16 protein-coding genes are annotated in these 20,387 nt (G+C 45.2%); 5 read left to right on the plus strand and 11 right to left on the minus strand.

What is annotated here, in order from left to right; all coding sequences use genetic code 11:
* Positions 1-17: 17 nt before the first annotated feature.
* On the minus strand, positions 18-776 hold the full coding sequence (locus CKQ84_RS03105; protein WP_011071076.1) for an IS5-like element ISSod6 family transposase: 759 nt from the start codon (positions 774-776) through the stop codon (positions 18-20).
* A gap of 1,023 nt (positions 777-1,799) precedes the next feature.
* Between CKQ84_RS03105 and CKQ84_RS03110 the strand changes: the two genes are divergently transcribed.
* Entirely contained in the window at positions 1,800-2,240 is a 441-nt protein-coding gene (locus CKQ84_RS03110; protein WP_105250059.1) for a DUF2846 domain-containing protein, read from the plus strand.
* A 243-nt stretch (positions 2,241-2,483) separates the two neighbouring features.
* Here CKQ84_RS03110 and lysS read toward each other — a convergent pair whose 3' ends face one another.
* Positions 2,484-3,986 (minus strand): lysine--tRNA ligase, encoded by a 1,503-nt coding sequence (gene lysS, locus CKQ84_RS03115; RefSeq protein ID WP_006080389.1) that lies wholly within the window; start codon positions 3,984-3,986, stop codon positions 2,484-2,486.
* Between the two features lie 28 nt (positions 3,987-4,014).
* Positions 4,015-5,113, minus strand: a protein-coding gene (gene prfB / locus CKQ84_RS03120; RefSeq protein ID WP_168824900.1) for a peptide chain release factor 2 whose coding sequence is annotated in 2 segments (ribosomal slippage) — positions 4,015-5,037 and positions 5,039-5,113 — 1,098 coding nt in all. Because the reading frame shifts where the segments join, the coding sequence is not laid out codon by codon here.
* A 549-nt stretch (positions 5,114-5,662) separates the two neighbouring features.
* Between prfB and fdhF the strand changes: the two genes are divergently transcribed.
* Positions 5,663-9,928, plus strand: coding sequence for a formate dehydrogenase subunit alpha (fdhF, locus tag CKQ84_RS03125; protein ID WP_105250061.1), 4,266 nt, complete (start codon positions 5,663-5,665; stop codon positions 9,926-9,928).
* A 140-nt stretch (positions 9,929-10,068) separates the two neighbouring features.
* Here the strand turns inward: fdhF and CKQ84_RS03130 are convergent, their stop codons facing one another.
* The 5 genes from CKQ84_RS03130 to CKQ84_RS03150 form a co-directional block, all read right to left on the minus strand.
* The gene (locus tag CKQ84_RS03130) at positions 10,069-11,733 is read right to left on the minus strand and encodes a methyl-accepting chemotaxis protein (protein WP_105250062.1); all 1,665 of its coding nucleotides are present in this window, start codon (positions 11,731-11,733) and stop codon (positions 10,069-10,071) included.
* A gap of 127 nt (positions 11,734-11,860) precedes the next feature.
* Positions 11,861-13,009, minus strand: a complete 1,149-nt coding sequence (gene chrA / locus CKQ84_RS03135; protein WP_105250063.1) for a chromate efflux transporter — start codon at positions 13,007-13,009, stop codon at positions 11,861-11,863.
* Between the two features lie 200 nt (positions 13,010-13,209).
* Positions 13,210-14,382, minus strand: coding sequence for a 23S rRNA (uracil(747)-C(5))-methyltransferase RlmC (rlmC, locus tag CKQ84_RS03140; protein ID WP_105250064.1), 1,173 nt, complete (start codon positions 14,380-14,382; stop codon positions 13,210-13,212).
* 109 nt (positions 14,383-14,491) lie between these two features.
* Positions 14,492-15,667: a glycerol-3-phosphate dehydrogenase/oxidase gene (locus CKQ84_RS03145; protein WP_105250065.1), complete on the minus strand. Its 1,176-nt coding sequence runs from the start codon at positions 15,665-15,667 to the stop codon at positions 14,492-14,494.
* A gap of 137 nt (positions 15,668-15,804) precedes the next feature.
* Entirely contained in the window at positions 15,805-16,317 is a 513-nt protein-coding gene (locus CKQ84_RS03150; protein WP_105250066.1) for a MarR family winged helix-turn-helix transcriptional regulator, read from the minus strand.
* A gap of 139 nt (positions 16,318-16,456) precedes the next feature.
* Between CKQ84_RS03150 and CKQ84_RS03155 the strand changes: the two genes are divergently transcribed.
* From CKQ84_RS03155 to CKQ84_RS03165, 3 genes are all read left to right on the plus strand, one after another.
* Positions 16,457-16,888 (plus strand): organic hydroperoxide resistance protein, encoded by a 432-nt coding sequence (locus CKQ84_RS03155; RefSeq protein WP_105250067.1) that lies wholly within the window; start codon positions 16,457-16,459, stop codon positions 16,886-16,888.
* A gap of 269 nt (positions 16,889-17,157) precedes the next feature.
* Positions 17,158-18,591: a cytochrome C biosynthesis protein gene (locus CKQ84_RS03160; RefSeq protein ID WP_105250068.1), complete on the plus strand. Its 1,434-nt coding sequence runs from the start codon at positions 17,158-17,160 to the stop codon at positions 18,589-18,591.
* An 86-nt stretch (positions 18,592-18,677) separates the two neighbouring features.
* Complete coding sequence (locus tag CKQ84_RS03165) at positions 18,678-18,863, plus strand: hypothetical protein (RefSeq protein WP_028759392.1); 186 nt, start codon at positions 18,678-18,680, stop codon at positions 18,861-18,863.
* 83 nt (positions 18,864-18,946) lie between these two features.
* Here the strand turns inward: CKQ84_RS03165 and CKQ84_RS03170 are convergent, their stop codons facing one another.
* Genes CKQ84_RS03170 through CKQ84_RS03180 form a run of 3 tightly spaced genes read right to left on the minus strand, consistent with a single transcriptional unit; the run spans position 18,947 to position 20,244 of the window.
* Positions 18,947-19,237: a hypothetical protein gene (locus CKQ84_RS03170; RefSeq protein ID WP_105250069.1), complete on the minus strand. Its 291-nt coding sequence runs from the start codon at positions 19,235-19,237 to the stop codon at positions 18,947-18,949.
* Between the two features lie 30 nt (positions 19,238-19,267).
* Positions 19,268-19,828: a bifunctional 2-polyprenyl-6-hydroxyphenol methylase/3-demethylubiquinol 3-O-methyltransferase UbiG gene (locus CKQ84_RS03175; protein WP_105250070.1), complete on the minus strand. Its 561-nt coding sequence runs from the start codon at positions 19,826-19,828 to the stop codon at positions 19,268-19,270.
* Positions 19,829-19,833: 5 nt separating this feature from the next.
* Positions 19,834-20,244, minus strand: coding sequence for a hypothetical protein (locus CKQ84_RS03180; RefSeq protein WP_105250071.1), 411 nt, complete (start codon positions 20,242-20,244; stop codon positions 19,834-19,836).
* Positions 20,245-20,387 lie beyond the last annotated feature (143 nt).

The following is a 20,387-nucleotide window of genomic DNA, read 5'->3' on the forward strand; positions in this document are numbered from 1 at the left end:
TGCTGTACAAATGTTGTTCAGCAATACATCGGCAGCCACATTAACATAAACGCCAGTGACACCATACTGGCGTAATTTCTTGCTAGCTTGTCATATCTTGTTGATATTGCTCGATAGTGCTTAATTCTTCCAAAAGCATTCTCCACTAAATGTCGATACCGATATAAGCACCAATCGACTCTTTCTTGAGGTGTATTCTTATAGCGGCGCCTTGGAATAACAGATTTCCCGCCTTTATTTGCGATAAGTTCACGAAAAGCATCGCTGTCATAACCTTTATCTGCAATGACGGTATCAACCTGCTTCAGGTGCTCAATTAAGCTGGGGGCGTGTGTAATATCGTGTTTTTGGCCTTCTGATAATTCGAAATAAATCGGTAATCCTCCGCTGTCGACGGCTAAGTGAATTTTGGTTGAATTACCGCCTCGACTTTTACCAATACTCTCATTACTTAGCGTCGCTGCACCTGCACTGTGCTGGTGAGCCCGCACTATCGAGCCATCAATAAAGACCCATTCTATATCAGCAAGGTTGGCTAAGGCCTTGAATAAATGTGCTAGAACGCCTTTCTTAGACCATAAATGAAACCGTCTAAAGACCGTGCTCCAATGACCGAACTCTTTAGGTAAATCTCGCCAAGGGATACCTGTTCTAAGGCGGTAAAGAATACCTTCGAATGTTTGTCTATGTTCAGGTTTGTCATAAACACGGCCTGTGCTTTTCATTAAATGAAATAGCTTTTCCCAGCGTGCATCGGTTAGCATAAGTCTTGGCATGGCTTGAGGTTATGGTTACTTTTGGCGAAGCAAATTATAACGTCTTGCCATGCTGTCTAAAAATCACTCTCGAAAGATCAACAGACCCTAGTAGGAGGTGATTTAATGGAGAGTTTCATTGAGTTAGCGACTGAGGTCAAGTAACACACTATTAGACTAATGTCGGGTTGATTATCTGAAACAGCCGTACGAGTGGGTATAGATGAACAAACGCGTTTAAAAACAATCCCTATGAAGTATCCAATTTATCTGCAACAGTACTTATCATACTAAAACTGAGTTCCTCTCATCGTCCTTATTCCATTCCACGATTTAGTAGTACTAAGCTAGTCAGTCAACACCTACTAAGTTAACCATGGACATACAAGTAACCTTAAGTAGAATACTTAAATCATTGCTGGTTTAAAACTTCTTTATAAATTGAGCTAAATATCAGACCACTTAACCCCTACCCAAGTAATAAACCTAATCCATTCTATAACTTCATATTACAATAGAGTCTAATTTAGTTAATCAGCAACCTAAACAAAACTACCTTAAGCGCTAGCGACTTATTACTTAATCATTTTACGATTTATAAAAATCGTAAAACTGCAAGAAAAAACCAAAGACCAAAAATAAAATAATCACTAGCTTTTAAAAATAACAGCAAACAAAGCAGACTACTATTTGACATCACAAAATTTAAAATAAATCATTAGTAAACCAATAAAACTTAAGTTATATTTAGCAAAAATAAAAACACCATTAATCTGCCTCTTAATGACTTTATAATAACTTATTTTTGGCCGAGTGCTCTTGCGCAAAAATGATAATAGCTGACTTTACCAACATGACATTCCATACATTCTGCCAATGTTATGGCGTTCATGTTGAATGTTCAAACGATCCCAAAGGAGATAACACATTTAAAAACTTTAAAAGTTCAATAAACTAAAGCGTTATAAATCAAGATAAATTTATCTAAATAACAAAAGCTTGTATTTTTACAATCAAAATAAGACACTTATTTAAGGACAAATCATGTTAAAAAAACTTCTAACGCCTATGCTGGCTATTTTCCTTCTACTCTCAGGTTGTGCCACAGTACCAATGGCTTCACAAGAGGAAGATGCAAAGCTTAAGACATTCCAGAAGCCAGCTGACAATAAAACAGGGATTTATATATACCGCAATAGTTTTGCGGGTCAGGCTCTAAAGAAAAATATCTATATTAATGGTGAGATGATTGGCGAATCTGCCAATAAAGTCTACTTCTACAAGGAAGTAGAACCAGGTGAGCAAACACTTTCTACCGAATCAGAATTCAGTGAAAATAATTTAAAACTATCGACAGAAGGTGGTAAAAACTACTTTATCGAGCAATATATAAAAATAGGTGTTTTTGTTGGCGGTGCGGGGTTGCAGTCAGTAACTGACGGTGAAGGCATGAAGAATGTTAAAGAATGTAAACTTGCCAAATAGTTTATAGCTAATTTGTGCTTTTATAAAAATTCAGCTGTAACAACATAGCTTATCCAGTTGTATCTTTAATAATCACACCTTTTAAAAAGTTCTAGAAAACAAAAAACCAGCCAAATGGCTGGTTTTTATGGTGCATTTTATCACTATGATTGTCAGCTAATGAGTAAACCTTTTACTGTTTAGCCAATTCCCACTCATTCATCGTCGATAAAATGACTAACCGAAATACCTTGTTCGACTGCATTACGCCTGTGGGCGCATGGCAGGGAACAGGATCACGTCACGGATAGTATGAGTGTTAGTGAACAACATCACTAAACGGTCGATACCGATACCTTGACCTGCTGTTGGTGGCAAACCGTGTTCCAGTGCAGTGATATAGTCTGCATCGTAGAACATAGCTTCATCGTCACCTGCATCTTTCGCGTCAACCTGTGCTTTAAAGCGGTTGTCTTGATCTTCAGCATCGTTCAGCTCGCTAAAGCCGTTAGCCACTTCACGGCCACCGATGAAGAATTCGAAACGGTCAGTGATGAAATGGTTGTCATCATTACGACGTGCCAATGGTGAAATATCCGCTGGGTAGCCAGTGATGAACGTCGGTTGCATCAATTGCCATTCAGCAGTTTCACCGAAGATTTCTTCAAGCAGCTGACCACAAGTCCAGAATTTCTCAATCTTCATACCTAAGCTTTTCGCCAAATCGCGCATGAATTCAACATCTTTCACTTGCTCATAGGTCATCGCTTGGATAGTGGCGTTATCAGGATTGTACTTCTGAATCGCTTCTAACATGCTTAAACGTGCGTATGGACCACCGAAATCGACTGTGTGCTCGCCGTATGGCATTTGCGCACTGCCAAGCAGTTCGATAGCAATCGAGCTGAGCATTTCTTCGGTGAGGTCCATCAGATCTTTGTAGTCTGCATAAGCCATATAGAATTCCATCATAGTGAATTCTGGGTTATGACGTGGCGACAGACCTTCGTTACGGAAGTTACGGTTGATTTCGAACACACGCTCAAAACCACCTACCACTAAACGCTTCAGATATAATTCTGGCGCGATACGCAGATACATTGGCATGTCTAAGGCGTTGTGATGGGTGATGAAAGGACGGGCCGAAGCACCACCTGGGATCACGTGCATCATCGGGGTTTCAACTTCCATGAACTCTTTTTTGATCATAAAGTTACGGATTGCAGAAACCACTTTAGAACGCATGATGAAGGCATTGCGCGAATCTTCGTTAACGATGAGATCCACGTAACGTTGACGGTAACGCATTTCTTGATCGGCGAGACCATAATAGTCCGCAGGCAATGGACGCAGCGCCTTGGTCAGTAGCTCGTACTGTTCCATGTTGACATATAAATCGCCTTTGCCAGACAAATGCAACTGACCGGTTACACCGATAATGTCACCGATATCCAGACCTTGAAAACGCTCTTTCAAGTCAGCTTGTACGCTTTTTTCAGCATAAGCTTGAATACGACCAGACACGTCTTGGATCACTAAGAAAGGACCACGTTTTGCCATGATGCGGCCAGCAATGCTGGTCTTAAAACCTAAGGCTTCGAGTTCTTCTTTAGTGTTTTGACCATACTGTGCTTGTAATTCAGCCGCTTTATGGGTGCGACGGAAGGTATTTGGATGGGCATTAGCACTACAATTTGGGCGGATGCTTTCTAGCTTGGCACGGCGCTCGGCGATCAGTTTGTTCTCATCAATTACTTGTTCAGTCATCTTATTTCTCGTCTATACCTTGAATTAATTACAGCCCAGATTTCAAACTGGCTTCGATAAACTTATCCAGATCGCCATCGAGTACCGCTTGAGTATTGCGGGTTTCAACGCCTGTGCGTAAGTCTTTAATGCGGGCATCGTCTAATACATAAGAGCGAATTTGACTGCCCCAGCCGATATCAGACTTAGCGTCTTCTGCGGCCTGTTTGTCGGCATTTTGCTTGAGCATTTCTAACTCAAACAGTTTTGCTTTCAGCTGCTTCATCGCAGCATCTTTATTTTTATGCTGTGAACGGTCGTTCTGGCACTGCACGACGGTATTCGTCGGTAAGTGGGTAATACGAATCGCCGATTCCGTTTTGTTAACGTGCTGACCACCCGCGCCAGATGCGCGATAAGTGTCAATACGCAGATCCGATGGGTTGATATCAATCGTGATATCGTCATCGATTTCTGGATAAACGAACACAGAGCAGAATGACGTATGACGACGACCCGATGAATCGAATGGCGACTTACGTACTAAACGGTGCACGCCAGTCTCAGTGCGTAACCAACCGAACGCATATTCGCCAGTAAACTTAATGGTCGCGCCTTTAATACCGGCCACGTCACCATCGGTCACTTCCATCAACTCAGGGCTAAAGCCATGGGCTTCGCCCCAACGTAGGTACATACGCAGCACCATGTTGGCCCAATCTTGGGCTTCGGTACCACCACTACCAGACTGAATGTCTAAATAACAGTTTGACGCATCTTGCGGGCCGGAGAACATACGACGGAATTCAAGATCGGCAAGGCGGCTTTCGAGATAATCCAGCTCTTTACTGGTTTCATTGAAGGTATCTTCGTCTTCCTCTTCAATAGCCAGCTCGAGTAAGCCTTCAACATCTTCAAGACCTGAGTCCATATCGTCTATGGTTTTGACCACAGCTTCTAGGCTGGCACGCTCTTTGCCTAAGGCTTGGGCGCGCTCTGGGTCGTTCCACACTTCTGAACTTTCAAGCTCACGAGTAACTTCTTCTAGACGCTCATTTTTGGCATCGTAGTCAAAGATACCCCCTAAGAAGCTCCGTGCGCTCGGCAAGCTCCTTAATTTTGAATTTTACTGGATTAACTTCAAACATGAGTTTTCAACTTTCTTTATTTGGCCGCTTTAATTGATCTTCCACTAAAAGGGGCGGTGATTAACAGTATTTGCAACCGCGCATTTTAACCTAACCAGACTGGTAAACCTAGGGGTGCACTGTTCATTAAATGGGATAACAAGGATTATTTTCCAAGCTAAAAGACCACAGCACTAAAGCCGAGACTAACAAAAAGCAATGAGTTAAGACTGTGATCTTACTTAAATTTAGCCAAGAATTTAGCCAAGATAGTGCTATGCGCGAGGCCAATGGCTGACACACAAGCGCTCTCCTGCCTAAAAAATCCCCATAATATCAAAGGAAACACAACTAAAAAGGCCTGATAACGCCAACCCCATCACGACTAAATCAGAACAAACATTCACCAGCGCACAATCTGGGCGGGTTTGTGATTCAAGCTGCAATTTTGCAGCAAACTTCACTCGCCCATAAGCGTCTTCTAAAGCTGTCTAGGTATACTCGAAACAACCTAAGCCTGCAGCCCCGCGCTATAGCAGCTAAGCACCCTACATATAAAAAGGCCATGGGATGATAGAACTTCGAATTGATGACCAAGTGTTGTCGGTTAATCCGACCGATAACCTACTGCAAGTGGCGCATGCTGCTGGCATAGCAATACCCAGCTTATGTGATCCCAGCGCAGCCTCGCAGCAATTAGGCGTTCACGAGCATGCAGACAAGCAAGCCTGCAATTTGTGTGTCGTCCAGATTGAGAATTCTGACGCCAGTTTGCGCTGCGTACGCGCCTGTGAAACGTCCGCCACAGTCGGCATGCGAGTCATAACTCAGTCTGAATTCTTAAGTCAAAAACGCAAACAATCGCTGACTGAGATCTTGAGCGATCATTTTGCCGATTGCGAAGCCCCCTGCCAACAAGCATGCCCCGCGGGCGTCGATGTGCAGAGTTACCTGTATCACATAGCCCAAGGCAACCATACTGAAGCCGTTAAAGTCATTAAACAAACTTTGCCGCTGCCACTCTCCATTGGCCGTGTCTGCCCTGCTTTTTGTGAAGCACAATGTCGCCGCGGGCTGGTCGATGAGCCCATTGCCATACGTCAATTAAAACGCCACGCCGCCGATCTCGACTTAGCTGATGGCGAAAATGGGGGCATGAGTTATGTGCCGCCACGCCAAACCGACACGGGCAAAAAAGTCGCGATTATCGGTGCGGGTCCAGCAGGGTTAAGTGCCGGATATTACTTATCAAACCAAGGCCATAGCGTTGAGATATTCGAATCTATGCCACAGGCGGGTGGCTGGCTGCGCTATGGCATTCCTGAATATCGCTTACCTAAGGCGATACTAGACAAGGAGATCGCACTCCTGTGCCGCAATGGCTTAACCATATACACAGAAACGCGTCTCGGTCACGAGATACATTTAAATCAATTAGTTGAAGATTTCGATGCCGTTTGTCTTGCCATTGGCGCCCAAAAAGCTGTGCCAATGGATTATCCAGGTAGCACACTCGCAGGTTGCTACTTAGGTGTCGATTACTTAAAAGATCATTGTCTCGAAAAGACACTTATTTTAGGTAAGAAAGTCGCCGTCATTGGTGGTGGCAATACCGCTATTGATTGCGCCCGCACAGCGGTGCGTGAAGGCTGTGATGTCACCCTAATTTACCGTCGTACCCGCGCAGAAATGCCCGCCGAAGCTTACGAGGTACACGAGGCCGAAGTCGAAGGGGTGAAGTTTCATTTTTTAACCAATCCGCTTGAAAACCATAGCGATGCGCAAGGTAGAGTACATTCTGTCACCTTCGCTAAGATGGCACTCGGCGAAGCCGATGCCTCTGGCAGACGCGCTCCCGTTGATACTGGTGAAACCTTTACCCAAGATTTTGATACTGTGATAGCCGCAGTATCACAAACTCCCGATATGAGTTTTATGCAAGATCCCGCGAGCCACTTAAGTAATGGTGAACTCGCTCTCAGCCGCTGGAATACCTTTATTGGCTGCGAGCACACTATGTCATCAGGGGTTGAAAAACTCTTCGTGGTGGGGGATGCACGCCGCGGCCCTGCTACCGCAGTCGCCGCCATAGGTGATGGCCATAAAGCCGCCATCGCCATAGATAAATTACTCAAACAAGGCCTAAGCTGTGAGCTGCATGCCACTGAATTTAATTCATCAAAAGCAGTCGGTAACACAATAAAACAAGGCTTGCCAACTACCGAACTCTACCCCTATGTCGCACGTAAAGCCCGTTTAACCATGCCCGAATTGAACGCGGTGCAGCGTTTACTCAATTACGGCGAAGTCGAGCTGGGCTTTGCCCCCGATACCGCCATGCAAGAAGCCGCGCGCTGCCTTGAATGCGCCTGCCAAGCTAATACGGATTGTAAATTAAGGGACTATGCGACTGACTACCATGTCGAGCCTAAGTCACTCAGCACTCAAAGCGCGCGCAAGTTTTCGGTCGATAAATCGAGTCCGTTCATTCAATTTGATGCAAATCGTTGTATTAGCTGTGGTAAGTGCGTCGATGTGTGCCAGTTGCAGAGTGGCCATTGTGCGATTCAATTTGCCCATGATTCTTATCAAGCGCTGCCGCAAGACATAAGTGAAACCACCACGCGCCGAGCACCGAGAGTCGGCTTTAACGCCAGCATGGCCGACAGCAAATGTGTGCAATGCGGCAACTGTGTGCAGGTTTGCCCAACGGGTGCACTCGTCGATGCGCGGGATAAACGCCAAGGCGATGAAATGCCACTCAAAACCGCATCAACGATTTGTACCTATTGCGGCGTAGGCTGTCGGCTTGACCTTAAAATCGATACCAGCACGAATCAGATCCGTCATATCGAGGGCAATAAAGAGTCTGTGGTAAACCAAGGCATGTTGTGTGTGAAAGGCCGGTTTGGTTTCGATTTTATTCACAGTGAAAAACGCCTCACCACGCCACTCATTCGTAAAAATGGCCAGCTCACGCCAAGTAGTTGGCCTGAAGCCATCGCCTATGTGGCCGAAAATTTACAGCGAATAAAACAGCAACATGGCAGCAATGCACTGGCAAGTTTGGCCTCGGCAAAAGCCACCAATGAAGAAAACTTCCTCCTGCAAAAATTTGTCAGAAGCATACTCGGCACCAATAACATCGACCATTGCGCCCGTCTGTGCCATTCATCCACAGTCACTGGGCTACAGCAAAGTATCGGTAGTGGTGCCATGACCAATGACATTCCGAGCATTCAAGCATCGGATGTGATTTTTATCATAGGCTCAGACACCAGCAGTGCTCACCCGATCATCGCCTCGAAAATTAAGCAAGCCGTGGCTTTGCATGGCGCAAGATTAATGGTGGCCGACCCTAAACGTGTCGCCATTGCCGACAGTGCACAGCTTTATGTCGCCCACAGACCCGGCACAGACGTCATGCTACTCAATGCGATTATGGCGGAAATTATCCGCAACGACTGGCAGGATAAAAGCTACATTGCCGCACGCACCGAAGGCGTGGATGCTCTCTATGCTGAACTAAAAAAAGTAGATTACAGCCTAAAGAATGCAGCCTTAATAACAGGCGTTAAAGCCGAAGATATCGCCCGCATCGCCCAAACCATAGGAACGGCCGACAAAACCGCAGTCTACTATGCCATGGGCATTACCCAGCACACGACGGGACACGACAATGTCACCGCCATATCTAATCTACAACTTCTGTGCGGCAATATTGGAGTTGAAGGAGCGGGGATTAATCCACTGCGGGGACAAAGTAATGTGCAAGGTGCCTGTGACATGGGCGCACTGCCTAACTTCTTCAGTGGTTATCAAAAAGTCACCGACATTCACGCCAGAATGCGTTTCGAGGCACATTGGCAAACGCCGTTATCGGGAGAAATTGGCGTAACCGCAACCCATATGATGCATGATATTTCCAAAGGGAAAATCAAGGCTTTATATGTGATGGGCGAAAACCCCGTATTAAGCGACCCAGATCAAGCCCATGTGCTTAGGGCGCTTAATGCAATCGACTTTTTAGTGGTGCAGGACATCTTCCTCACCGAAACCGCCGAGCTTGCCAACGTGGTTCTGCCCGCCGCAGCCTTTGTCGAAAAACGCGGTCATTTCACTAATACTGAACGACGAGTGCAGCGACTCGAACAGGCCCTGCTACCGCCGGGTGAAGCCCTGCCCGATTGGCAAATTGTCCAAGCCATTGCCAATGCGATGGGTGCCGCTTGGGATTACCCTAATGAAGAAGCGATTTGGCAGGAAATCAATCAGTTGACACCACAATATCGCGGCATTACTTGGCAGCGATTAAGCACTGGAGTTGACGGTAAAATTCCCCAAGGTATTCAATGGCCTTGCCCAGATGAAGCTCATCCTGGCACTCCCATTATGCACCAAGGGCAATTCACCCGCGGCTTAGGTAAGTTCACGCCAGTGAGTTATCGCTTACCCGCAGAAATGCCCTGCAGTGAGTACCCGCTCACCCTCTCGACCGGACGTTTACTGGAACAGTTCCACACAGGCACCTTAACCCGTAAAACGGCCGGACTCGACTTACTCGGCTCGCCTAAGGTAATGATTTCAGTCTATGACGCCGAGCAACTCGGCATAGGCAATGGCGATAAAATCAAACTCACAACCCGTCGCGGTGAAATTGAAATCGACGCCTTTGTGACGAAAAGAGCCCAAGCTGGCGTACTATTCCTGCCCTTCCATTTTGTTGAAGCGGCGGCGAATAAACTCACCATCAATGCGCTCGATCCTGTCGCTTTTATCCCAGAATATAAGGTCTGCTCAGTAAGGGTTGAGCGGGTTGCCGAGAAAATTGATTAGAATGAACTAACTAGGCTGGATTGGCTAAAGTAGATGGATTAAGTGCTCTTCAAAAAGGTAAATAAGCCAAATAAAAACGGGAGACTTTAAGTCTCCCGTTTTTAATCAAGATTGCTGCAATTAAATCTTAAACTGTCCCACTAAATCTTAAACTGGCCCACTAACTTGCCCAAGTTAATGCCTTCTTCCGAGACTGTCATACTGATCCTAGCGGCATCTTCGCTGGAATGAAGTAACTCGTTTACAATCTCTTGGATGGCATACACGTTACGGTTAATTTCTTCGGTTACTGAGCTTTGCTCTGTCGCCGCGGCCGCAATTTGGGTACTCATATCATTAATCGCCGTTACCGCTGAAGTGACTGAGCCTAAACTATCGGAAATCGTACGAGAAGAATCCACCGAACGTACACAGCTTTGCTGACTCTCTTCCATGGCTTTCACGGCTTGGGTCACTAGCTTATGCAGTGCCGATAACATCTCGTTGATTTCTAACGTGCTGGCTTGAGTTCGACTGGCTAAATTACGCACCTCGTCGGCGACCACAGCAAATCCACGACCCTGTTCACCAGCACGGGCCGCTTCGATGGCGGCGTTCAATGCCAATAGGTTAGTTTGCTCGGCAATACCGCCAATGACAGAAAGCACGCTGTTGATCTTCTGCGATTGCTCGCTGAGTGATTTTATACTGCCTGCCGCATTGTTGATTTGCGACATTAAAGACGCAATCTCCTCAAGCGAAGCATCAACACAGCGCTGAGCATTTGCCACATCACCAGTAGCAGCGTGAGTCGCTTCGGCTACTTGAGTAGTATTCTTAGCCACTTCGTTCGCAGTGGAGGACATCTCAGTGATTGCAGTCACCACCTGATCGGTTTCATTGTTATGACTCACCAACTGGCTCGACATGACTTTAGTTTGATCATGAATCGCATTGGCTGCCGTTTTTACTTTTGCCGTCGCAGTCGCAACATCGCCGATAATATGCTGAAGTTTATCGACAAAGAGGTTAAAGGAGCGCCCAAGTTGGGCAATTTCGTCTTCACCTTTTACGGTAAGTCGTTTGGTTAAATCCCCTTCGCCCTTAGCAATATCATTTAAGTTATCGGCCATATTCTTGATTGGCACGACCATACGGTGGGCGGCAATCATAATGATAAAGCCAGTAATACCCGTAAGGAAAAGCGCTATCAGCAAAATCGCGAAGGATTTTTCTGCCATTTGCTCAGTCACTGTCTCGCGATAATCTTCAACAACAGCTTCAATATCATCGATATATGCCCCAGTACCTAACATCCAGTCAGTACCAGGGATCATCATGGCGTAACTGATTTTTTCAATCTGTTCATTAGTATTAGGTTTTTGATAGTAATAGGAAAAACTACCATCGCCACGTTTAGCGGCATCGAGCAGACCGACGATAATTTTAGTGCCGCGAGGATCTGTCATATCCATTTTATTTTGCCCTTCTAAACTCGGTATGAGGGCATGAAAAATATTTTTCCCTTGAGAGTCATACATGAAGAAATAACCCGCACTGCCAAAACGTATGTCTCTTAGCGCTTGATTCACATTCCCTTGTTCTTTTAACGATAATTGGTAATTCACTATACCAGCGGCAATTTCGGTAGCTTCTTTGATTTGTTGTTTACGTTCACCGACGAGCTTAGATCTAAAGGTAACCACCTCATCGGCAAGCGCATCTTGCTCAACATAATAAGAAACCGACATCAACACCAATAATGCGAGGATCAAAGGAAACAGCGACAGCAATAATAATTTATTGCGCAAACTCAACTTAGACATACTTGAATGCTCCAAAGGATTACAACTTGTATCTTCGGAGTATAGCTAAGATTGTTGTATTTCTATGCGCTTAAAGTAACAAAATCTTAATCTTGCTCAATAAACATTCGATTAATAACGACTCAGTTCAAAGCATATTAAGCAGCACACCACATACACTAAAGCCTAATACCAGTTGTAGCATAGGTGGTTTAAATAACTTTAATGCACCAAAACCGAGCAATACCAAGGCCATATCTTTACCTGAGAATACCGCCTGAGAAAACACGGGTTGATAAAGTGCTGCGGCAAGTAAGCCAACAACACAGGCATTCACTCCCGCTATCGCGCCAGCAATTTTTGGTCTTGCGGCAATCGCATGCCAACTTTTCAACCCCACCAGCATGAGTAAAAAACCGGGTAAGAAAATGGCTGCGGTTGCGATGCAAGCTCCCATGAAGGGCTTATCTAACATCACTTCAGCGCCTAAAAAGGTCGCAAAGGTAAACATAGGTCCTGGCACTGCTTGGGCAAAGGCATAACCTGTCAGAAAACGATCGCCACCTATGGTATCACCCACCGCAGTTTCTAGCAGAGGTAGCACAACATGACCACCACCAAATACTAAGCTCCCTACGCGATAAAACTCACCGAAGATCCAAGCTTCAGATCCTAAATCCACGATAAAAAAACTGCCGATGAGCAACACGAAAAAGAGCAACAAATAGAAGTAATTCAATCGAATCGGTGCCAGCGCTACTGTGTCATCTTGGCTCGCACTCAATTTATAGATGCCGATAGTGGCGGCGCCGAGTAACAAGAGGATTTGCGTCAACATAGATGGCGCAATCAAAATTGCCGCAGCACTGACTAACATTAATAGGCGTGCGGATTTGCGTTGGCAGAACTGTTTAAACATGGCGAGAACGGCATCGGCAACCACAACGACGGCCATTAACTTAAGCCCATAAATCATCCCTTGAACATAATGATTGGCGAGCCAGGCCGACGTTGTTACCGCCAGTAAGTACATCAAAATAAAGGAAGGTAGTGTAAAACCGGCAAAAGCAGCAAGCGCGCCAACAAGCCCGCCTCTTTGATAACCAATGGCGAAGCCCACTTGGCTCGACCCTGGCCCCGGCATAAATTGGCTTAAGGCAACCAGACTGGCGTAACACTTATCATCGAGCCAACCGAGTTCATTTACGAAGGTCTGGCGAAAATAACCAATGTGCGCCGCAGGTCCGCCAAAACTCATCAAGCCCAAGGTAAAAAAGCGTAGGAAAATCTGTAGCATAAATCGCCGCCCATCAATGCATAAAGTGCTGAAGATTATGCCACTAAAAAGACACTTTGATGAAGTTTCACGCGAGCAGCGCAGATAAAAGTATTGCAAAGACTCTACATGGTAGAGTCCTTATGATTGTTTGAGCGGACTTCAAGAGTCGTAAAGCGAGTGAACACAAATGCTTAGTGATAAATTGATGAGCTAAAAAATTAATCCTTCACCAACATGACTAGTACTTCGAAGTGATCCGTGTGGGGGAATAAATCAAATAGCTGCACTTTGGTTAAGTGATAGCCTTGAATATGTTCGAGATCTTTCGCTAAGGTTTTGGGATTACAGCTTGAATAGAGAATCGCCTTAGGGGCAAACTCGCTTAAAGACTGACATAGCGCCTCGCCAATACCGCGCCTCGGCGGATTAACTATGATCAAATCCGGCTTATCGGCAGCGCTTTTACCCTTAGCAAAGTCGGTGGAATCGAGCGCCATAAATTGCACGTTTTCGAGCCCCATCATCTGCGCTGACATTTGCGCGCAGGCAATCGCTTCAGCTTCAATTTCAATCCCTGTGAGGGTAATGTCATTGGATGCACAGTGCAGTCCGAAACCGCCTACACCACAGAAGAGATCCCATAACGAATGAGGTGAAAACTCGGCAACCCATTCACGGGCAGTTTGATATAACTGAGCCGCAACGTGTGGATTAGTTTGGAAAAAACTTTTAGGCCGAATGAACAAAGGCACATGATTAAAACGTTCTTCAAGCCTAGTATTCTCAGTTAAGAAAATCTCTTCATCACCCTCAAGTATTGCCATATGAACCGGTTGGATATTGACTGACACCACTTTTATTTGCGGATATTCAGCTAATAATGCAGGTAATTCACGTTCGATACGTTCGATACTATTGGTGGACCGCAGTACAAACCGCAGTAGATATTCACCACGCACTTGACTGCGGGTCAGCAGAATAAATTTAAGTTCACCCTTGGCTCTATCTACCCGATAAGGAGGAAGTCCAGCCTGCTGCACAAAGCGTGTTAAGCGATGTAATAAATCTTGCATATCAGATGGATATAAAAGGCAGTCGCAAAGATCTACCGCCTCGCCACTTGGGCCCACAATCCCCAACACAGGCGCATGGGCGGCGCCTAAGGCTACCATTTTAGCTTTATTACGAAAGCCGCTGTCCTCGCCAATTACCGGCGGCTGAAATATATCGGGCAAATTAGCTGGGATAAAAGGCGCGAGTAGTTGCTGTAAAGTTTGAGTCTTAACCGCCACTTGCTGCACCATAGGCTGTTGTATATGCCGGCAAGAAAGGCACTGACCTTGGTTAAAATAACCACATTGCTTGGCGGTATTTACAATAGCAGCATTCACGGCAGATCCTAGATATCAGTAAAAAAGCGCCACACTGTAGCGGTTTTACAGGTAAAAATCACCTTGAAGCATATTCAAATCAGCATCAAGTGCATAATTCACGGCGCACTCAAGATAGGGTGAGTTTATCAACATCAGCAATAGACTGCCGCTTACCTATGGCCTTTTCAATCCATTCAAGCACTTCGGCTGAGGTACTGCGAAACGTCGTTAACTTACCGCCATATAAACTGAGTATTCGCGGATGGGAAATCGATGTTTTCATCAAGGTATCCCGCGGTCGCTCAAAGGCTTGGCTATTTTGCTTAGGTAAAACCCGAATACCGCAGAAGGTTTGGGTAATTAAAGCCTTAAGCTCATCAATATCAGGCGTTAGTGGGAAATAATGTTTGTAGATCCCCAGCAGATAATTAATTTCAGATTCGGTCGCCTCAGGCGGCTTATCTAAAGAGGTTAATTCAGTTTCTGTGGTGCCAACCAAGGTTTGCCCATACCAAGGCATCACAAATATGACCCGCTTATCGAAGCAAGACTCTAAATACAAGATGCCATCTGGCGCAGGAATATCCAGTAGCACATGGGCGCCTTGCACCCAATCGAGTTCAACACCCGCAAGTGGGGGCAAGACTTTGCTTAAAACAGCATTAACCCAAGGACCTGCAGCATTAATCACAAGCTTCGCCTCGGCTTTATGGATTTCGCCCCTGTGGCTAAAACTCAACTCACAAGCCTCGCGCTTATGTTCCAGCTCAAGAAATTCAGCCTCGGCATAGACTTCCGCGCCCAGTGCCTGCGCGCTGCGCGCCACCGCTTGAGTGAGCAATTTATCGTCGGTCTGCGCATCCCAGTACTGAAATACGGCTTTTAATCCAGAGAGTTTTAATCCCTTGAAACGATGCCAATGCACAGCAGGTACTGACACAAATTGGCCTAAAGGATCAAATTCACTCAGCAGTGCATACATACTCAGTCCTGCGCGAATGGTCCAAGGACTGCGCTGACTGTTGTCGTACACGGGAATATAAAAGGACACAGCTTTAACAAGTGATGGCGCAAGATTGAGTAAATGTCGCCTTTCAAGCAATGACTTACGGACTAAATTAATTTGTCCGGTTTCTAAATAGCGTAAACCACCGTGGATAAGCTTGCTGGAATTCGCTGAGGTTTGGCCGCCAATTTCGCCCTTTTCAATCAGCAAGGTGGAATAGCCCGCTGCTGCCGCATATTGGGCAATGCCGACACCGCTGATCCCACCGCCAATAATGGCTACATCGAAACAGGCCATAACTTACTCTCGCTAACCTTCAATAGACGACTGACCCGCTGAGCTTCAAGCATACAACCCATTGCACTCAGTCGAACCGCTAATAAGCGTTAATATGTCAATAAGTTAATCTTAGATCAAATCTCGACGATAAGAGTTTAATCAATACTGGCATGTAATTGCTTAAGTGCTTGATCGCACATAGTCTTTAAGGCTTTTAGTTCGCTCGCCTCGCCGCCGACTTTGCAACGCATCAAATGGGGAATTTCACTTGCCTGTGTTTTGAGGGCAAGCCCCGCTGGCGTTAAGGCCAGCACTCTCACGCGTTCATCCTGCTCGCTACGCCCGCGAGTCACTAATCCTTTAGATTCTAGCCGCTTCAGCAATGGCGTTAACGTGCCTGAATCGAGGAAAAGTTTATCGCCTAAGGTTTTGACACTAATCCCCTGCTCTTCCCATAGCACTAGCATGACTAAGTACTGCGGATAGGTTAGATCTAATTTGTCCAACAAAGGGCGATAGGCACGCACCATAGCATTTGCAGCACTATAAAGTGAAAAGCACACTTGATTCTCAAGACATAAGGCATTCTCTGTGCTGGTATTCTCTGTGCTGGTATTTTCTGCCATATCGACAGTATTAACACGGGTGTTGGGTTCAGTTGTTGCCATAGGAAGATCCGACAAATTAAATATATTGCGCACAATATACTTGCATTCACACCAAAGATCGAATTATAGTTTATCACAACTGAATTGCGCACAATTTAAATAAATTTACTTAATCCTTAATCTTAAAAGGTCTAATACTATGAAAACACTTTATGAAACACGTGCCACAGCAAAAGCGGGTCGTCAAGGTCAAGTCAGCACTGATGATGGTTTACTGGATGTCGCTTTAGCCTATCCAAAAGCCATGGGCGGTAGCGGTCTCGCCACGAATCCTGAACAACTGTTTGCCGCAGGTTATGCCGCCTGTTTCTCAAACGCCATTCTGCACGTCGCAAAAATCGGCAAAGTGGATATTACCGAAGCGCCAGTCAGTGCAGTTGTTGGGATTGGTGCCAATGACGCCGGTGGTTTTGCATTAGCGGTTGCCTTAGAAGTCAGCTTAGATTTACCGCAAGAAGCCGCAGAAGCCCTAGTGCGTCATGCACATCAAGTTTGTCCGTACTCGAACGCCACGCGCAATAATATCGACGTGAAACTTAGCGTAAATGGCGTAACGTTAGGCCGACCATAACCCATCATCGACACCTGTTGATAACGTCAGAAATAGAGCACCCTCGGGTGCTTTATTCTTTATTAGCCAATAACAGCTCAAGCTGAGAGTGAGTGTGCATCACACCATTTCACAGGGAGATAAACTGGTTTCAGTTCCCAAAAAATTATTATTCGCGAGTTAACTAACACTTCTTAATATCTAATTTAATCAAAATGATTGATTTAAGTAGAGTAAGAGATAATCGAACCGTTTGACGATACTTAAACCCACTCTCTGTGGGAGGCGCTATGACAAAATATCTATCGAAATTATCTCTCTTTTGCTCGCTATTATTCCTCTTTGCCTTTTCTATCCCGAGCTGGGCCGAGACAACACCCTCAAGCTCAGCGGATCGAACGTGGCATTATGTGAATGCTCAGGGTGAACTCAAAATTAAGCTGTATTTCTTTTGGTCAAAAACCTGTCCGCACTGTGCAGAGGCCCATCCGTTCATTGATTCATTACCGCAAAAATACCCTTGGATAGAACTCGAATCCCATAGAGTGTCAGATCCCGGCGTACAGGATATTTGGCAAAATATTGCCTCCAAAACCAGTACTGAAGCACGCTCAGTACCCTATATGGCAAGTTGTGAAAAGGCCATTGTGGGATATTCAAGTGAAGCGGTAACGGGTGAGTTTTTAGTCAATCGACTGAAGAATTGTTATTTATCCCTTGGCGGTAAACTGAGCGACGCTGACCTCCCCACCAAAGGAGCCACCAGCACAACCACAAGCGCTCAAACAGATGCACCGCTCTTTGGCACTTGTGGCACGGATACTGGCGAAGGCACCTGTGATGCCACCAGCTTAAGCGAGCCCGTTGCAGAGCCAGAAGTTCAACCCGTTGAATTACCTTTAGTGGGAGTAGTGACACCTGAGACTATGTCTCTGCCGTTACTCACCTTAGTGCTCGCAGGTGTCGATGCTTTTAACCCTTGTGCCTTCTTTGTGTTGCTATTTTTACTGTCGATAATGGTTAATGCCAAGAGTCGCAGCCGCATGTTACTCGTCGGCGGGATTTTCGTATTCTTCTCCGGCTTTATCTATTTCTTGTTTATGACGGCATGGCTAAACATCTTCCAACTGCTGGGGGCAGGCAGTGATGGCGGTATGATCATTTTAGCGGCGGGTTGTTTAGCTTTGATCGCAGGAGCCATCAATATCAAAGATTACTTCTTTACTAAGGGAGAAGTGACACTATCGATGTCGGCAGAAAATCGTACGAGTCTAATAAAACGCATGGGGAAACTATCCAATTCCAGTAACTTAGGCGCGTTACTCATAGGTTCTACCGTATTAGCTATCCTTGCCAACGCCTATGAATTACTTTGCACCGCAGGCTTCCCAATGATCTACACCAGTGTGCTATCTATGCACAATCTGCCAGACATTGAACGCTATATGTATCTGGTTTTATACAATATTGTATATGTGATCCCGCTGGCTATTATTGTTATCGTTTTCAGTGCGACCTTAGGCAAACGTAAGTTGACCGAAAAAGAAGGCCAAACCCTGAAACTTATGTCAGGCGTGATGATGTTGGGTATGGGTATCGCACTGGTTATTGACCCAACAGCACTGCAAAATGTGAGCCTAGCACTCGGATTGATCTTAGGCTCACTAGGCGTTACAGCAATAATTGTCATCGGCCGCAAACTGTTCACGGCCAAGGCAAAATAATTGCAGATTGGCAAATTCATGTGTAACGACTAAAGTTAACCGTGGGTTTGCCGATAAAGGGATCCAGCTTACAATCGAGGTTAGTTATGTCAATTTCACTGAATACCCAAGCTATCGCACCGAATCTAGAAAATGGTGCAATTGGCGTTAAGGTTGCTCAGTTAGCAAAAGAGCAGCAAAAAGCCGAAGGTAAAATCGCGGTAGATTTAATTGCAGCTGCGGCGCCAAAACCCGTAGGCAATGCAGGCCACAACATCAACACCACGGCCTAATTGTTAGCAATACAAAATCAAAAAAAGCGCTCTGATTATCAGGGCGCTTTTTTTTGTTATTTTCTCTAAAACGTCAGGCGAATTTAAGAAAAAGCGTTACCATTCACGTGCATAATAGTAAATGTCCACACCACAAATGCCAGTGGGATATGCACTAAGGCATAGAAACACTGATCGAGTCGCCCCATTCCTTTTGCTAACAAAATCAAATATAAGTGTAATCCAATCACCAAGGGAAATAGCGCTAACAACGGATAGAGTGCGACAGGATTTGCATCGGAAAATAAGCTGTGACTGAATAAAGCCCACGCCACCATAAAGGCGGTCGTCAACGGCGGCGTTGCAATGCGATATTGCTCTGGATAGGGAAACATCCTACGACCTCTGAGTCTCAATCAATAAATTTACGTTGTAGGTTTTCGCGCAATCAACTGGGCTTTATAACTGCTTTGAGTGGACTGCGGATCACATAATCGACCTTCAAAGTAATGTAAAGATTGCCAGTTAGCAAACACTGATTTGAGTTCATTTTCAGTAAGTAAGAAATCTGGGTTGCGTGGCCTACCTATCTGCGCCTGTTGCGTTGTAAAGGTTTCATAGACGATAAGGCCTGTGCTCTTAACCGCCTTAGCAATTTGTGGCAGTAATGGGCGATGCAGATAATTAAATACTAAGACAATATCGTACTCTTCAACCGGCAATAATGGTCCTGCCTCTGCTTCTAAATCCCTTTGTAATTTGTAAGCATTAGCCTGATCAATGTGTGACATGGCTGACAAATCTCGATCGATAAAAGTCACTTCAGCCCCTCGCGCTAAAAACCACAAACCATTACGCCCAGAACCGCAAGCGAGATCGAGTACCTTAAAGCAACTCAAGTCTAAGTTAGACACAGATGGATTATGCCAAGCGAACTCTGTGATTAACGCAGCAGGCGTTAAAGTTGACGTATGGGTTACAGACATATCAATTAGCCCTTAATTTCTTTTTTCGAGTCAATTTGCCGACGATGCACAATAGAATAATGCCTGAGCCCTGCAGGACCATGGGACACGATAACTGACAAAAAAAGTATCACGATTAACAGCTCAGGTTTGTAATGAGCCAGCGGCACAAACAGGCCAAGCAAGCCTATTTTTACTAAAGTTAACACTCCCTTAAGCTGGATCAGCCAGCGCCAATCCCGTGCGATTTCCCACAACATTAATATGCTGCCCGTCGTCATCGCGAGATACCAATAACTCAACCATTGCACTTTATTTACATCTAATAAAATGCCACCACCGACACCAACGATCCCTAAAATATGTAATGCCCTTAAACTGGTTTTACTCAAACGTTGAAACCAAAAACGTTTTTCAGATATGCCTTGTTTGTGCATTACAACCCCTTAAGAATCAATTGCGTAACATTTGATTAAAATGATAATATAATTTTATACAATAAAGGCTTTTGAAATAACATTATTAATAGAATATATAAAAATAAATAAGCCATCTCCTCAATATACAAGATTAAATTATA

Source organism: Shewanella sp. WE21 (assembly GCF_002966515.1).
Lineage (GTDB): Bacteria > Pseudomonadota > Gammaproteobacteria > Enterobacterales > Shewanellaceae > Shewanella > Shewanella oncorhynchi.

Bases quoted from the DNA above. Each gene is read 5' to 3' on its own strand.
- CKQ84_RS03175 (WP_105250070.1), bottom strand. From the start codon at position 19,828: ATGTCTGTAACCCATACGTCAACTTTAACGCCTGCTGCGTTAATCACA.
- CKQ84_RS03150 (WP_105250066.1), bottom strand. From the start codon at position 16,317: ATGGCAACAACTGAACCCAACACCCGTGTTAATACTGTCGATATGGCA.
- fdhF (WP_105250061.1), top strand. From the start codon at position 5,663: ATGATAGAACTTCGAATTGATGACCAAGTGTTGTCGGTTAATCCGACC.
- CKQ84_RS03110 (WP_105250059.1), top strand. From the start codon at position 1,800: ATGTTAAAAAAACTTCTAACGCCTATGCTGGCTATTTTCCTTCTACTC.
- chrA (WP_105250063.1), bottom strand. From the start codon at position 13,009: ATGCTACAGATTTTCCTACGCTTTTTTACCTTGGGCTTGATGAGTTTT.
- CKQ84_RS03130 (WP_105250062.1), bottom strand. From the start codon at position 11,733: ATGTCTAAGTTGAGTTTGCGCAATAAATTATTATTGCTGTCGCTGTTT.
- CKQ84_RS03160 (WP_105250068.1), top strand. From the start codon at position 17,158: ATGACAAAATATCTATCGAAATTATCTCTCTTTTGCTCGCTATTATTC.
- CKQ84_RS03145 (WP_105250065.1), bottom strand. From the start codon at position 15,667: ATGGCCTGTTTCGATGTAGCCATTATTGGCGGTGGGATCAGCGGTGTC.
- CKQ84_RS03180 (WP_105250071.1), bottom strand. From the start codon at position 20,244: ATGCACAAACAAGGCATATCTGAAAAACGTTTTTGGTTTCAACGTTTG.
- CKQ84_RS03105 (WP_011071076.1), bottom strand. From the start codon at position 776: ATGCCAAGACTTATGCTAACCGATGCACGCTGGGAAAAGCTATTTCAT.
- lysS (WP_006080389.1), bottom strand. From the start codon at position 3,986: ATGACTGAACAAGTAATTGATGAGAACAAACTGATCGCCGAGCGCCGT.
- CKQ84_RS03170 (WP_105250069.1), bottom strand. From the start codon at position 19,237: ATGTTTCCCTATCCAGAGCAATATCGCATTGCAACGCCGCCGTTGACG.
- CKQ84_RS03155 (WP_105250067.1), top strand. From the start codon at position 16,457: ATGAAAACACTTTATGAAACACGTGCCACAGCAAAAGCGGGTCGTCAA.
- CKQ84_RS03165 (WP_028759392.1), top strand. From the start codon at position 18,678: ATGTCAATTTCACTGAATACCCAAGCTATCGCACCGAATCTAGAAAAT.